The 12,678-nt window shown below is 71.8% G+C and carries 12 protein-coding genes and 1 riboswitch; of the genes, 4 read left to right on the top strand and 8 right to left on the bottom strand.

What is annotated here, in order from left to right; genetic code table 11:
• Positions 1-278 precede the first annotated feature (278 nt).
• Both ACWGR4_RS05055 and ACWGR4_RS05060 read left to right on the top strand, forming a co-directional pair.
• Positions 279-875: a LysE family translocator gene (locus ACWGR4_RS05055; protein ID WP_380001137.1), complete on the top strand. Its 597-nt coding sequence runs from the start codon at positions 279-281 to the stop codon at positions 873-875.
• A 30-nt stretch (positions 876-905) separates the two neighbouring features.
• A complete protein-coding gene (locus ACWGR4_RS05060) occupies positions 906-2,333 on the top strand; it encodes an amidase (protein WP_452132923.1) in 1,428 nt (475 codons plus the stop codon).
• Positions 2,334-2,336: 3 nt separating this feature from the next.
• Here the strand turns inward: ACWGR4_RS05060 and ACWGR4_RS05065 are convergent, their stop codons facing one another.
• Entirely contained in the window at positions 2,337-3,032 is a 696-nt protein-coding gene (locus ACWGR4_RS05065; protein WP_380000652.1) for an MOSC domain-containing protein, read from the bottom strand.
• A 187-nt stretch (positions 3,033-3,219) separates the two neighbouring features.
• On the opposite strand from ACWGR4_RS05065, the gene ACWGR4_RS05070 reads away from it, so the two are divergent.
• Positions 3,220-3,369 (top strand): hypothetical protein, encoded by a 150-nt coding sequence (locus ACWGR4_RS05070; protein WP_380000654.1) that lies wholly within the window; start codon positions 3,220-3,222, stop codon positions 3,367-3,369.
• 195 nt (positions 3,370-3,564) lie between these two features.
• On the opposite strand, the gene ACWGR4_RS05075 is transcribed toward ACWGR4_RS05070, so the two are convergent.
• Together ACWGR4_RS05075 and ACWGR4_RS05080 are read right to left on the bottom strand one after the other, a co-directional pair.
• Positions 3,565-3,942 carry a VOC family protein gene (locus ACWGR4_RS05075; RefSeq protein WP_380000657.1) on the bottom strand — a complete coding sequence of 126 codons (378 nt, stop codon included), beginning with the start codon at positions 3,940-3,942 and terminating at the stop codon, positions 3,565-3,567.
• Between the two features lie 93 nt (positions 3,943-4,035).
• Complete coding sequence (locus ACWGR4_RS05080; RefSeq protein WP_452132924.1) at positions 4,036-5,049, bottom strand: zinc-dependent alcohol dehydrogenase family protein; 1,014 nt, start codon at positions 5,047-5,049, stop codon at positions 4,036-4,038.
• A gap of 157 nt (positions 5,050-5,206) precedes the next feature.
• On the opposite strand from ACWGR4_RS05080, the gene ACWGR4_RS05085 reads away from it, so the two are divergent.
• On the top strand, positions 5,207-6,007 hold the full coding sequence (locus ACWGR4_RS05085; protein ID WP_452132925.1) for a helix-turn-helix domain-containing protein: 801 nt from the start codon (positions 5,207-5,209) through the stop codon (positions 6,005-6,007).
• A gap of 120 nt (positions 6,008-6,127) precedes the next feature.
• On the opposite strand, the gene ACWGR4_RS05090 is transcribed toward ACWGR4_RS05085, so the two are convergent.
• From ACWGR4_RS05090 to ACWGR4_RS05110, 5 genes are all read right to left on the bottom strand, one after another.
• The gene (locus ACWGR4_RS05090) at positions 6,128-7,105 is read right to left on the bottom strand and encodes a ribonucleotide-diphosphate reductase subunit beta (protein WP_452132928.1); all 978 of its coding nucleotides are present in this window, start codon (positions 7,103-7,105) and stop codon (positions 6,128-6,130) included.
• Positions 7,106-7,122: 17 nt separating this feature from the next.
• A complete protein-coding gene (locus ACWGR4_RS05095; RefSeq protein WP_452132929.1) occupies positions 7,123-9,456 on the bottom strand; it encodes a ribonucleoside-diphosphate reductase subunit alpha in 2,334 nt (777 codons plus the stop codon).
• A 77-nt stretch (positions 9,457-9,533) separates the two neighbouring features.
• A riboswitch (cobalamin riboswitch) is annotated at positions 9,534-9,787 on the bottom strand.
• 780 nt (positions 9,788-10,567) lie between these two features.
• Positions 10,568-11,128, bottom strand: coding sequence for a G/U mismatch-specific DNA glycosylase (gene mug, locus ACWGR4_RS05100; RefSeq protein WP_452132930.1), 561 nt, complete (start codon positions 11,126-11,128; stop codon positions 10,568-10,570).
• 95 nt (positions 11,129-11,223) lie between these two features.
• Positions 11,224-12,048: a GNAT family N-acetyltransferase gene (locus ACWGR4_RS05105; RefSeq protein ID WP_380000665.1), complete on the bottom strand. Its 825-nt coding sequence runs from the start codon at positions 12,046-12,048 to the stop codon at positions 11,224-11,226.
• A gap of 5 nt (positions 12,049-12,053) precedes the next feature.
• Positions 12,054-12,551, bottom strand: coding sequence for a MarR family winged helix-turn-helix transcriptional regulator (locus ACWGR4_RS05110; protein ID WP_452132926.1), 498 nt, complete (start codon positions 12,549-12,551; stop codon positions 12,054-12,056).
• Between the last annotated feature and the right edge of the window lie 127 nt (positions 12,552-12,678).

A 12,678-nucleotide genomic window follows, 5' to 3' on the forward strand; every position in this document is an offset into this window, starting at 1 on the left:
CCACGACGACGGTGCCCCTGGTCCGGGTCGCCGGCCGATCTCCGACCCAGCAGGGGGTCGTCCTGGTCCGGCCCCGGATCTCCGCCGTATGGCGGCGGCTCGGGCTGGGTCGGGGGTGAGCTGCGGGCGCCGCGCCCACGGGACAACTCGGTTGCCGGGAAAACGGCGAAGGCGACAGAATTGCGGATTGCAAGCGACAGACGGCCGGTGGTGCGACAGCGGGGGCACGTGTGATCGAGACAAGCGCAATAATCGGGGTCAGCGCCGTGGCGCTGGGGATGGTGCTCACTCCCGGGCCCAACATGATGTACGTGACCTCGCGCAGCATCACCCAGGGCCGCCGCGCCGGCATGGTGTCGCTGCTCGGTGTGGCGCTCGGGTTCATGATCTACATGTCGATGGCCAACCTCGGCCTGTCCGCCGTGTTCCTCGTCGTGCCGGAGCTCTACCTCGCGGTCAAGCTGGCCGGTGCCGCCTACCTCGGCTGGCTCGCCTGGCAGGCGCTGCGGCCCGGTGGCGTCTCGGCGTTCGCCCCGCAGGAACTGGCGCCCGACTCCAACCGGCGGCTGTTCACCATGGGGCTGCTGACCAACCTGCTGAATCCCAAGGCTGCGATCATGTACCTCTCGCTGATCCCGCAGTTCGTCGACCCGAAGGCCGGGCACGTGCTGCTTCAGGGGTTCGTGCTCGGCACCATCCAGATCCTGATCAGTCTGACGGTGAACGGCGTCCTGGTCCTCGCGGCCGGCTCGATCGCGATCTTCCTGACCAAGCGGCCGTCGTGGCTGCGCATCCAGCGCTATGTCATGGGCACCGTGCTCGGCGGCCTCGCGGTCAAGCTGGCCACCGACCGGAGCCACCCCGCCACGGCCTGACCCATCGACATCCCCCAGGAGCGGAGCGGTATGCGGCTCGACGAGTACGCCCGGTACGACGCGGTCGGCCTGCGTGACCTGATCCGGAGCGGCGAGGTCACCGCGGCCGAGGTCGAGCAGGCCGCCCGGGAGGCGATCGAGGTCGCGAACGCCGAGCTGAACGGGCTCGCGCTGCCCGTGTTCGAGCCGGCCCTGGACCGCTCCGCCGACCCGGACGCGCCGTTCGCCGGTGTGCCGTTCCTGATCAAGGACTCCGGGCCGGTCGCGGCCGGTGTCCCGTTCTTCCTGGGCAGCCGCGCGGTGCCCGGCGTGGTCATGCCGCACGACAGCGAGCTGATGGCCCGCTTCCGGGCCGCCGGTCTCGTCGCCCTCGGGCTGACCACCGCGCCGGAGATGGCGATCAGCTTCGCGACCGAGTCGGTCAAGTACGGCATCACCCGCAACCCGTGGGATCCGGAGCGCGGCGTCGGCGGCTCCAGCGGCGGCGCGGCGGCCCTGGTCGCCGCCGGCGCGGTCCCGATCGCGCACGCCACCGACGGCGCGGGCTCGATCCGCGTGCCCGCCTCGGCCTGCGGCCTGGTCGGGCTCAAACCCACCCGGGGGCGTACCCCGTGCGGCCCCGACCTGGGCGAGTCGTTCTTCGGGATCTCGTACAACTTCGCGCTCACCCGCACCGTGCGCGACACCGCGCATCTGCTCGACGCGGTTTCCGGTCCGGCACCGGGCGACAAGTACGGCGCGCCCACCCCGCTGCGGCCCTACGCCGCCGAACTGGGCGCCGAAGTACCGCCGTTGCGGATCGGCGTGACCACCCGGGCGTGGTCCGGCGTCGCCGTCGACCCCGAGGCGGCGGGGGCGGCCACGGCGGTCGCCGGGCTGCTGGGCGAACTCGGCCATCGGGTCGACGAGGCGAGCCCGGTGGTCGACTGGGAGAGCGTGCTCGACGGGCTGGTGCCGGAGGTGGTGTCGTTCGTCGCCGCACCACTGCTCGGCGCGCCCCGCCCGCCCGACCCGGCCAAGCTGGAGGCGGTCACCCGGCAGATCCTGCACGACGTGCACGCGGTGACCGCGCTCGACCTGATCGCCGCGTTCGACGCGCACAACCGGGTGTCCCGCTCGGTCGGGGCCTTCTTCGCCGATCACGACCTGCTGATCACCCCGACGCTGGGGCAACTCCCGGCGCCGCACGGCACGTTGGACTTCGACGACCCGAAGCACTCGGTTCGAGGCTGGCTGGAGACGATCTTCGCCTACGGCCCGTTCACCGCGCTCTTCAACGTCACCGGCCAGCCCGCGATCAGCCTTCCGCTGGGGCACAGCGCCGACGGCCTGCCGATCGGCGTGCAACTGGTGGCCCCGTTCGGTCGCGAGGACACCCTCCTTCGGGTCGCCGCGCTGCTCGAACAGGCCCTGCCCTGGCACGACCGCGTCCCGCCGACGTTCGTCGGCGGCCGATAGCGGCTACTCGTCGTCGGAGACGAACTGCACCGGGATCACCCCGGTGCGCTTCCGGGCCACCTCGCGTGCCTCGCCCGGCAGTTCCTCGACGTCGATCAACCGGGGCAGCAGATCGGGCTCGATGGTCAGCGCCCGAAAGCACACCCCGACCGTGAGGTCGTGGTCGGGCCGGGAGACCACGGTGATCGCATCCCCCGCGCGCACCTCGCCCGGTTCCAGCACCCGCAAGTAGGTCCCGGGAAGGGCGCGTTGGGTGAATCGGCGGACCCAGCGCCGCTCGTCCAGCCAGTGTGCGAAGGTCGAGCACGGGATACGCGGGACGGAGACCTCCAACAGCGGACCCGCCGCGCCGCCCACCCGCCAGCGCTCGCCGATCAGGGCCGCCTCGACGTCGAGGTCGGTCGTGGTCAGGTTCTCGCCGAAGCTGCCGTTGGCGAGTTCGCGGCCCAGGTCGGCCGCCCACATGTCCAGGTTTTCCCGGGCATAGGCGTATACCGCCTGGTCGTTGCCACCGTGGTTTTGTCGGTCGTAGATCTCGTCGCCGACCAGTCCGCTGCCGTGGCCGCCGTATTTGGGCCCCGGGGGTCGCACGGCGACCGCGTGGTCGACCGGCCGCTTGTCGATCCCGGTCAGGTCGATCCCGGCCTTCACCGGGTTGGCGCGCGGGTGGGCCAGGTTCACGGAGAGGACGTGAGACATACCGGCAGGCTACCCGCTCCCTCTCGGCGGGCCTCGGCGGACCGATTCGGCGGTTTTCCGGGGGAGTTCCGGGGGATTCGGCCAGGTCGAACCGCGTATCCCGGTCCAGAACGGGGCAAACACCTGTTATCGGCGCCCTCGGGGACGCCGACGCCCGCGTTTCCGGGCATCAGGGAGGGACCACGACATGAGCGCGCTGTCGAAGACCGTGAAGAAAATCCAGGGGTACATCCGCCGCAATCCGCGCCAGGTCGAGCAGGGCAAGCGGCACCTGCGCGACCGACTCACCCGCCGTCGCGGCGGCAACAGCGGCTCCGGCAACCCGCCGACCACCTAGCGCGTCGGACCTCGGCCTGACCCACCGAGCCGGGGCGAACGCATCGGCCGCACCCGCGCACCGCTCGCGAACGCCCCGGGCAGTCACCCCCTCCGCGCCCCGCCACCGACCGTCTCACGGCCCTCCTCCGCGACACCGAGCGCCAATTCCCGCTCGACCGAGGCCGACCGGCCGATCGGCCGACCGGCCGACCACTCAACCGATCAGCGTCGCCTTCGCCCGTACCACGCAGAACTCGTTGCCCTCCGGGTCGGCAAGCACCGTCCACGACTCGGTGCCGGTCTGGCCGACGTCGACGCGGCGGGCGCCGAGCGCGATCACCCGCTCGATCTCCGCGTCCCGCTCGCCGGGACCGGCGCCGGGGGTCAGGTCGAGGTGCAGTCGGTTCTTGACCGTCTTCACGTCCGTCACCGGCATGAAGCAGATACCGACCGGCGCTCCCGGCTCGGTGCCGATGACCACCTCGCGCTCGCGCTCGGACAACACCTGCCAGCCCAGCACTTCGGCCCAGAAACGCGCGAGTCCGGGCAGATCGTGTGCGTCGATGACGATGTGATGCAAGGAGATGGCCATGCGCGCCATTGTGCGCGCAGCGGTCGGCCGGACCAACCGGGTTTCGCCCACCGCCGCGCACCGGCCTGCCGGCCGTACCCGACGGATCGTCGGTCAGCCGTGGTTCACCACCACGGTGCCCACGAAGCCGCCCTTGGCGTGGTGGCGCAGCGCGTTCGGGATCTCGTCGAAGCCGAACTCGCGGTGGATCGTCGGCCGCACCCGCCACGCGTCCACCGCGCGGTTCATCGTCTCGAACGCCGCCCGGCTGCCCACCGCGAGCGGACGCAGCACCGCGCCGGCGTTGAAGAAGTCGGTCGGGGACGGCGTACGACCCGGGGCGTCCGTGCCCAACCAGTGCCCGACGAAGGCGATCTCGCCGCCGAGCGCGATCGCCGCGAGCGACTGGGACAGGTCCCCCACGACGTCGACGACGCGGTCCACTCCGCGCCCGCCGGTACGCCGCCGCACCTCCTCGCCCCACCGGGGATGTTGCCGGTAGTCGACCACCTCGTCGGCCCCGAGCGCCCGCAGTTGCTCCGCCTTGTCCGGGCTGGACGTGGTGGCGATCACCCGGGCGCCGGACCGCTTGGCGAACTGCACGGCGAACAACGACACACCCCCGGTGCCGAGGGTGAGCACGGTCTCCCCCGGCATCGGCGCCCGGCCGCCGGTCAGCGCGTTCCACGCCGTCACCGCGGTCAGCGGCAGGGTGGCGGCCTCGGTGAAGGACAGGTGCGCGGGGATGTGCACCAGCGCCCGCTCGTCCGCGAGCGTGTACTCGGTGAACATGCCGTCGCGCGAACTGCCCAGCTGGGCCGCGTAGTCCAGGCCGAACGGCCCGTCGATCCAGTCCGGGAAGACGGTGGCGGCGACCCGGTCCCCCGGCGCCACCCGGGTCACTCCGGCGCCGACCGCGACCACCTCGCCGACCCCGGCGCAGCCCGGGACGACGTCCGGCCGCACGGGCAGCGGATAGTCGCCGGCCAGGACGAGCAGCTCGCGTAGGCTGATCGAGGAGGCCCGGACCCGGACCAGCACCCGACCCGGACCCGGCGCGGGCTCGTCGTGGTCCCGCAGGGTGAGTCCGTCGATTCCGGCGCCCGGCTGCAGGTGGTAGCTCTTCATGGTGGTGCCTCTTCCACGTTGCGACGATGGTGCGACGATCCGCTGTGTCCGGCCCGCCACTCGGCGGGCCGTGGTGACGATCCTGCGAGCGAGCCGCCGACAGGACAATTCCCGCAAGGGAATTGCCCGCGGTGCTCGCACTGCCTAGAACTGCCCCATGAGCACGATCACCCACGGCCCGGATTTCCCCGCCGAACTGCGGCGCTGGCGTACCGCTCGGCGGCTGAGCCAGCTGGAGCTGGCCGCGCGCGCGGAAACCTCCCAGCGGCACCTGAGCTTCATCGAGAGCGGTCGGTCCCGGCCCGGCCGGACCATGATCATCCGGCTCGCCGAATCCCTGGAACTGTCGCTGCGCGAGCGCAACGCGCTGTTGCACACCGCCGGCTTCGCGCCGGTGTTCCCCGAGTCCGATTGGGACGCCCCGATGATGCGGCCGGTCCAGGAGGCGCTGAGCGCGGTGATCGAGGGCCATCTGCCCTATCCGGCGATGGTGCTGCGGCCGTACGGGCAGATCGTGGCGGCCAACGCGGCGATCGACGTGCTCACCGACGGCGCGGCCCCGGAACTGCTCGGGCAGCCGATGAACATGTTGCGGCTGATGCTGCATCCGCGGGGCATGGCGACACGGGTGGAGAACCTGGCCGCGTGGGGCCATCACATCATCGAGAACATGCGGGCCCGGGCGCTGCGCAGCCCCGATCCGCTGCTCGACACGTTCATCGAGGAGCTGCGCGGCTACGTCCCGAACGTGGAACCGGGCCCCGACCACCTCGGCTTCGCGGTGCCGCTGCGGTTGCGGGACCCGGCGAGCGGGGGCGAGTTGCGCCTGCTCACCACCCTCACCTCGTTCGCGACGGCGACCGACGTCACCGTGTCCGAACTCCACCTGGAGGCGTTCCTGCCCGCCGACGAGGCGACCGCGACCGCTTTGCGCCGCCGCGCCGCCGAACGCTCGTGAGCCCGGGCGGGCCGAGCGGAACCGGCGCGGCCGGCCGGCCCCGAAACGCACGAAACCGCCGTGCCGCCCCGGAATCGGGACGGCACGGCGGTGGTGTGTACCCGGGCACGCGGACCCGGGTCAGAAGTCCTCGTCGAAGGAGACCGATCCGGTGACCGCGACCTGGTAGGCCGACACCCGCCGCTCGAAGAAGTTGGACAGCTCCTGCACGTCCTGGAGTTCCATGAAGCCGAACGGGTTCGCCGAGCCGTACATCGGCGCCATGCCCAGCTGGGCCAGCCGCCGGTCGGCCACGTGCTCCAGGTAGGAGCGCATGTCGGCGACGGTCATCCCGGACACCCCGCCCTGGAGCAGGTCCTCGGCGAACGCCGTCTCCGCGTCCACCGCCTCGGCCAGCATCCGCCGTACGTCCTCGGCGAGTTCGTCGTCGAACAGGTCGGGCTCCTCGGCCCGCACCGTCTCGACCACGGAGAACGCGAAGTCCATGTGCGCGGACTCGTCGCGGAAGACCCAGTTGGTCCCCGAGGCGAGGCCGTTGAGCAGCCCGCGCGAGCGCAGGAAGTACACGTAGGCGAAGGCGCCGTAGAAGAACAGCCCCTCGATGCACGCCGCGAAGCAGATCAGGTTGAGCAGGAACTGCCGCCGGTCGTCCCGCGATTCGAGCCGGTCCAGGCCCATCGCCGAGTCGATCCAGCGGAAGCAGAACTCCGCCTTGCGCCGGATCGACGGGATGTGCTCGACCGCGGCGAACGCCTGCTCGCGCTCCTCGTGGTCGGGCATGTAGGTGTCGAGCAGCGTCAGGTAGAACTGCACATGGACGGCCTCTTCGAAGAGCTGCCGCGACAGGTACAGCCGGCCCTCGGGCGAGTTGATGTGCCGGTACAGGTTCAGCACCAGGTTGTTCGCCACGATCGTGTCGCCGGTCGCGAAGAACGCGACCAGGCGCTGCACGAGGTGCCGCTCCGCCGGGCTGAGCTTGTCCAGGTCGGCGAGGTCGCTGTGCAGGTCGACCTCTTCGACCGTCCAGGTGTTGCGGATCGCCGCCCGGTACTTCTCGTAGAAGTCCGGATACCGCATCGGGCGCAGCGTGAGGTTCATTCCGGGATCGAGCAGGCTCACGTGCACGCCTCACATGCTTCGGGGTTCTCCAGCGAGCAGGCGATAATCTCGACATCGGAGGGGGCGAGGTCCGAGATCTCCTCGACCGGCGCGGCGGACGCCTGCGCGGGCACGGTCGCCTGCTGGATCCGCGTCGCGGGGCGCGAGCGCAGGTAGTACGTGGTCTTGAGACCGGTGGACCACGCGTAGCGGTACATCGAGGACAGCTTGCCGATGGTCGGGTCGGCCATGAACAGGTTCAGCGACTGCGACTGGTCGATGTACGGCGAGCGGGCCGCCGCCAGGTCGATCAGCGCACGCTGCGGCAGCTCCCACGCGGTGCGGTACAACTCCCGTACGTCCTCCGGGAGTTCGGCGATGCCCTGAACCGAGCCCTCGGCGCGCTTGATCCGGTCGCGCACCTCGGGGGTCCACAGGCCGCGGGCCTTGAGCTCGCGCACCAGGTAGCCGTTGATCTGCAGGAACTCGCCGGACAGCGTCTCGCGCTTGAACAGGTTGGACACCTGCGGCTCGATGCACTCGTAGGCGCCCGCGATGGAGGCGATGGTCGCGGTCGGCGCGATCGCCACGAGCAGCGAGTTGCGCAGCCCGTGCGCGGCCACGCGGGTGCGCAGCGCGTCCCAGCGCTTGGTCTGCGTCGGGTACACGCCCTCCCACAGGTCCGGCTGGAGCCGGCCCCGCGCGGCGTGCGTCTCGGCGTAGGCCGGGTGCGGGCCGTGTACCTCGGCGAGCGCCGAGGAGGTCTCCAGGGCGGTGAGGTAGATCTCCTCGGAGATCAGCGTGGACAACTCGCGCGCCTCGGCCGAGTCGAACGGCAGGCCCAGCGTGAAGAACACGTCCTGCAGGCCCATCAGTCCCAGGCCCACCGGGCGCCAGCGCGGGTTGGACGCGGCGGCCTGGTCGGTCGGGTAGTAGTTGATGTCGATCACACGGTCGAGGAAGATCACCGCGGTGCGCACGGTGGCGCGCAGCTTGTCCCAGTCCATACCCTCGCCGGCGACCACGTGCGCGCCGAGGTTGACGGAGCCGAGGTTGCACACGGCGGTCTCGCCGTCGCTGGTGACCTCCAGGATCTCGGTGCACAGGTTGGACAGGTGCACCACGTTGCCCGGCTCGGCGGCCTGGTTGCAGGTCCGGTTGGCGGCGTCCTTGAAGGTCATCCAGCCGTTGCCGGTCTGCGCGAGCGTGCGCATCATCCGGGCGTACAGGTCGCGCGCGGGCATCTGCCGGACGAACCGGCCGTCCCGCTCGGCGGCTTCGTACACCTTGTCGAACTCGGCGCCCCACAGGTCGGGCAGCTCGGGCAGCTCGTTCGGGTCGAACAGCGACCAGACGCCGTCCTCCTCGACGCGCCGCATGAACAGGTCCGGCACCCAGTTGGCCAGGTTGAGGTTGTGCGCGCGACGCGCGTCCTCACCGGTGTTCTCCCGCAGTTCGAGGAACTCCAGGATGTCGGGGTGCCAGGTCTCCAGGTACACGCAGGCCGCGCCCTTGCGCCGGCCGCCCTGGTTGACCGCGGCCACCGACGAGTCGAGGGTCTTCAGCCACGGCACGATGCCGTTGGAGTGCCCGTTGGTGCCCCGGATCAGCGAGCCGCGCGAACGCACCCGCGACCAGGCCACGCCGATGCCGCCGGCGAACTTCGACAGCCGGGCGATGCGCCCGTACATGTCGTAGATCGACTCCAGCTCGTCCTTGGGCGAGTCGAGCAGGTAGCACGAGGACATCTGGGTGTGCACGGTGCCGGAGTTGAACAACGTCGGCGAGCTGGGCAGGTAGGCCAGCGAGGACATCAGCCGGTAGAAGCCGATCGCCTCGCCGGGCTCCTTGGACAGTCCGCACGCCACGCGCAGCAGGAAGTGCTGCGGGGTCTCGACCACCTTGCGCGAGACGGGGTGGCGCAGCAGGTAGCGGTCGTAGACGGTGCGCAGACCGAAGTACTCGAAGCGGCGGTCGCCGTCGGCGTCGACGGCGGCGTCCAGCTCGGCGGCGTGCGCGGCGACGAACGCCGCGGTGTCCGCGCCGATGATGCCCTCGCGGTGACCGAGCGCGATGCCGGCGCTGAAGGAGGCGACGCCGGCCTCGGCGGCCTCGTCGGCGATCCGGCCGGCCAGCAGGCGCGCGGCGAGCCGCGAGTAGGCGGGCTCCTCGGCGATCAGCTCGGCGGCGGTGCGCACGGCCAGGTCGGCCGCCGCGCCGCGGTCCGCACCCTCGTTCAGACCCGCGACGACCCGGCGGACGACCCGATCCGGATCGACCTCCGGCAGATCGCGCGCCTGGGTGCGCACCAGGGTGGCAAGGCGGTCCTCGGGGCTCTCGTCGACCCGCATCCGGGTCGCGCCCACGCTGTCCACAACGGTCACGTGCTCTCTCCTCGCGAGCTCGTACGTACAGGTGACCCCACGCCCGAAGGCGCGGGCAGCCGGCAGGTATTCGGACTCGCGGGCATGCCGGGGCACCGCCGGGCACGGCGTGTGCTCGGTGGTCCGCGGAGTGCCTAGCGGTCGTCGCTTCCCGTGCGCCTTTCGGCGTCCGGCGCTCTATGACGACTTTCGTTCCCGCTCACCGCTGCGGGGGCAGTTCCGGCCTCGCACCGGATTCCCTCTTGCCTCGCCTTCCCGGAAACTTCGGTCGGGCGAACCAGCTGCGTCGCAGAGCATATATGTAGTGGCGGGGTGGTCGTTGCACCCCCAGGTGTTGTGTCGCGTCCCGATTCCCGGCGTGTCACGGTTCGCCGGAGACGTGCCCCGGTGGTACGACCGGCGAGCAATGCGACGCGCGTCGAGCGCCCCGAACGCCCGCTCCCCCGGCGCCCGTCCGGCCCCACCGGGCCTGCGCGGGCCGCGTGGAACGGGGCCGGGGTCGGCGGGAGCACGGCGGGGGCGGACCGGATCGACGGTGGATCGCGCGTCGGCCGCCGCACCGATCGGCCGGCAAATTCCTTCCTCGCCGGGCGTGTCGGAGGGCGCGTGACACGAAGCACATCGCGCCGCGGCCGGCCGATTCACGCGGAGCGGATCGGCGGCTCCGGCCCTCGGGTCGGGACGAGCCGGGTCGCCTCCGGGCCCGGATCACGCCGCCGTTGCCGGCCGGCTCACGGGCGACGTGTGCGCGGGCCCGGTCCGGGTGGGCGGGCGGGTCGGGGCGGGCTGCCTTGCGGTCGGTCCGTCGGCCGGGGTACCTCCCGGCCCGAGTCGCGCCATTCGGCGACCAACGCCTCGTAGACGGGAGTCTCGAACGTCTCGGTGGGCCACGGCCCATACGGGGCCCGCAGGATCTTCATGCCGGCCCAACCTCACGAGGAGGCGCGAAGTAACCACCAACCGGGTGATGCCACCCGGTCGATTGACGGCCCCGCCCCGGGTCGGGTCGCCCACGACGACCCCCGGTCGCCGCCGCACATGGTGGGCGGCACGGATGGCGCCCCCGCGCGCGGCCCTCCTATTCGGGCGGGTAGGCCGTGGTGCGCAGGGCGGTGAAGGCTTCGGCGAGGGCCGCGGCCGTCCAGTGGGCGTTCAGGCCGCTGGGGTTGGGGAGTACCCAGATTCCGGTGTCGTCGATCGTCTCCGGCTGGCGGCCGACCACCGCCTTGGGGCGGCCGAAGCCGGTGCGGTACGCACCGATGCCAAGCACCGCCAACCAGGCCGGTCGGTACCGGCGTACCTTCGCGGTGAGCGCCAGGCCGCCGGCCCGGTACTCCTCCTTCGTCAACTCGTCGGCGCGCGCGGTGGTTCGGGCCACCACGTTGGTGATGCCGAGGCCGAGCGTGGTCAACTCGCGCTGCGCGGCGGGCTCGATCAGGCGCGGGGTGAAGCCCGAGGCGTACAGGGCCGGCCAGAACCGGTTGCCGGGACGGGCGAAGTGCCGCCCGGTGGCGCCCGACCAGAGCCCCGGGTTGATCCCGCAGAACAGCACCCGCAGGTTCGGCGCGATCACGTCCGGGATGCTCCGACCGTGCGCGGCCGCCAACTCCTCGGCGGTGGGATTGCGTCCGGGCGGGATCGGCAGCACGATCGACGCGGCGGCATCGGTCTTCGCGCCCGCCGCGCCCGCCTGCTCCGCGCCCGCCTCGGCGATCCGCGCCTCGTCCCGCCGGCTCACGGCGCCTCCGCGATCATCGCCGTCCCCACCGAGCGGAAGCCGATCCGGTCGTACACCCGCGCGACGTCCTCGTCCCCCGCGCTCAGGAACACCGTCTCGCTCCCGCCCTCCAGCGCGTGCCGGGCCAACTCCCAGGTCACCGCCGCCGCGAGGCCGCTGCGCCGGGCCGCGGGCAGGGTGGCCACGCCGACGATCTCGGTCGTGTCGTACAGGTGCTGGTAACTGCCGACACACAGCGGTCCGGCCGGGCTGTACGCCGCGAACATCACCGTCTCGCCGCTGCGCAACCGCTCGTTGAGGTAGGACAGCAGGCCCGGATCCTGGCCCAGCGCCGCGGTGTCCCGCTCGGCGGGCCCGTCGGAGCCGGGCGCGGTGCCGGGATTGGCGAAGCCGATCGCCGCGACGCTGTGCACGATCGCCAGGTCGGTGGCGTCCGCGCGGATTCGCCGCAGCGTCACCAGGTCCGGCAGATCCGGGCGCTCGGCCGGATGTTCGTCCGGGTCGAGCACCATCAGCGGGTGCTCGTGTACATGCAGTTCGGCCTCGATCGCGGCCGCCCGCAACGCGGGGGTGCTCTCGTGGACCCATTCGAACGTCTCGGGCACTTTCAACTCTCTCTGCCGCGCCCGGACCGCGCGCACGTCCGCGACGGTGGGCTCGGCGAGGCCGCCGAGCGTGGGTCGGGCATAGTAGGGCCACCCTTCGCCCTCCCGGACGAACAGCGTCAGCGCGCCGATCGCCTCGGTGCGGGTGAACCGGCGGGGCACCGCGTCGTAGAAGATCTCCAAATGCGCGCGCAGTTCCGCGGCGGACTTCGGCATGCGGGTCAGTGTGACACGGCCGTCGGCACCGGTTCGGCCCGGTGTCCGAAGCCCGCTTTCCCTCCGAAGCCCGCGTGCACCCCGAAGCCCGCCTTCAACCGGCCCAGGAGTTCGGACAGTCGCTCGGCGTCCTCGTCCGGCCAGTCGGCCAGCCGCTCGGCGATCACCGCGAGGCAGCTCTCGGTGGCCCGGTCGACCACGGCGCGCCCCTGCGGGGTGAGTCCGAGCAGTACCGACCGGCCGTCGCGCGGGTCCGGGCGGCGGGCCACCCAGCCGTGTTCGACCAGGTGCGCGAGGTGTCGGCTGACCACGGACATGTCCAGGTCGAGGAGTTCGGCCACGCGCCCGGCGCGCAGCGGTTCGGCACTGCGGCCCAGCACGAACAGGACCGCGGAGCCGGGCGGCAGGCTGCCGGGAGGGACGGCCTTGGCGAGGCCGCGGCGTACGCCGACGATGCCCTCCAGCTCGGTGAGCAGGTGCCGACAGGCTTCCCTGGTGGCCATGGCGGCTCGCTCCTTCCTGTGCCCGGGCGGTCGTACGCCCGCGCGGCGACTCGTTGCCTGTCACAACCATAGAAGAAATTAGTTGCATTTGACAACTTCTCCGGCGGCGAATCCGCCACGCCCGGCC

Source organism: Embleya sp. NPDC055664 (genome assembly GCF_053618075.1).

What these genes read in the sequence shown, in the direction of transcription:
- ACWGR4_RS05055 (WP_380001137.1), top strand. Translation starts at nt 279, where the DNA reads ATGGTGCTCACTCCCGGGCCCAACATGATGTACGTGACCTCGCGCAGC.
- ACWGR4_RS05060 (WP_452132923.1), top strand. Translation starts at nt 906, where the DNA reads ATGCGGCTCGACGAGTACGCCCGGTACGACGCGGTCGGCCTGCGTGAC.
- ACWGR4_RS05065 (WP_380000652.1), bottom strand. Translation starts at nt 3,032, where the DNA reads ATGTCTCACGTCCTCTCCGTGAACCTGGCCCACCCGCGCGCCAACCCG.
- ACWGR4_RS05070 (WP_380000654.1), top strand. Translation starts at nt 3,220, where the DNA reads ATGAGCGCGCTGTCGAAGACCGTGAAGAAAATCCAGGGGTACATCCGC.
- ACWGR4_RS05075 (WP_380000657.1), bottom strand. Translation starts at nt 3,942, where the DNA reads ATGGCCATCTCCTTGCATCACATCGTCATCGACGCACACGATCTGCCC.
- ACWGR4_RS05080 (WP_452132924.1), bottom strand. Translation starts at nt 5,049, where the DNA reads ATGAAGAGCTACCACCTGCAGCCGGGCGCCGGAATCGACGGACTCACC.
- ACWGR4_RS05085 (WP_452132925.1), top strand. Translation starts at nt 5,207, where the DNA reads ATGAGCACGATCACCCACGGCCCGGATTTCCCCGCCGAACTGCGGCGC.
- ACWGR4_RS05090 (WP_452132928.1), bottom strand. Translation starts at nt 7,105, where the DNA reads ATGAACCTCACGCTGCGCCCGATGCGGTATCCGGACTTCTACGAGAAG.
- ACWGR4_RS05095 (WP_452132929.1), bottom strand. Translation starts at nt 9,456, where the DNA reads ATGCGGGTCGACGAGAGCCCCGAGGACCGCCTTGCCACCCTGGTGCGC.
- ACWGR4_RS05105 (WP_380000665.1), bottom strand. Translation starts at nt 12,048, where the DNA reads ATGCCGAAGTCCGCCGCGGAACTGCGCGCGCATTTGGAGATCTTCTAC.
- ACWGR4_RS05110 (WP_452132926.1), bottom strand. Translation starts at nt 12,551, where the DNA reads ATGGCCACCAGGGAAGCCTGTCGGCACCTGCTCACCGAGCTGGAGGGC.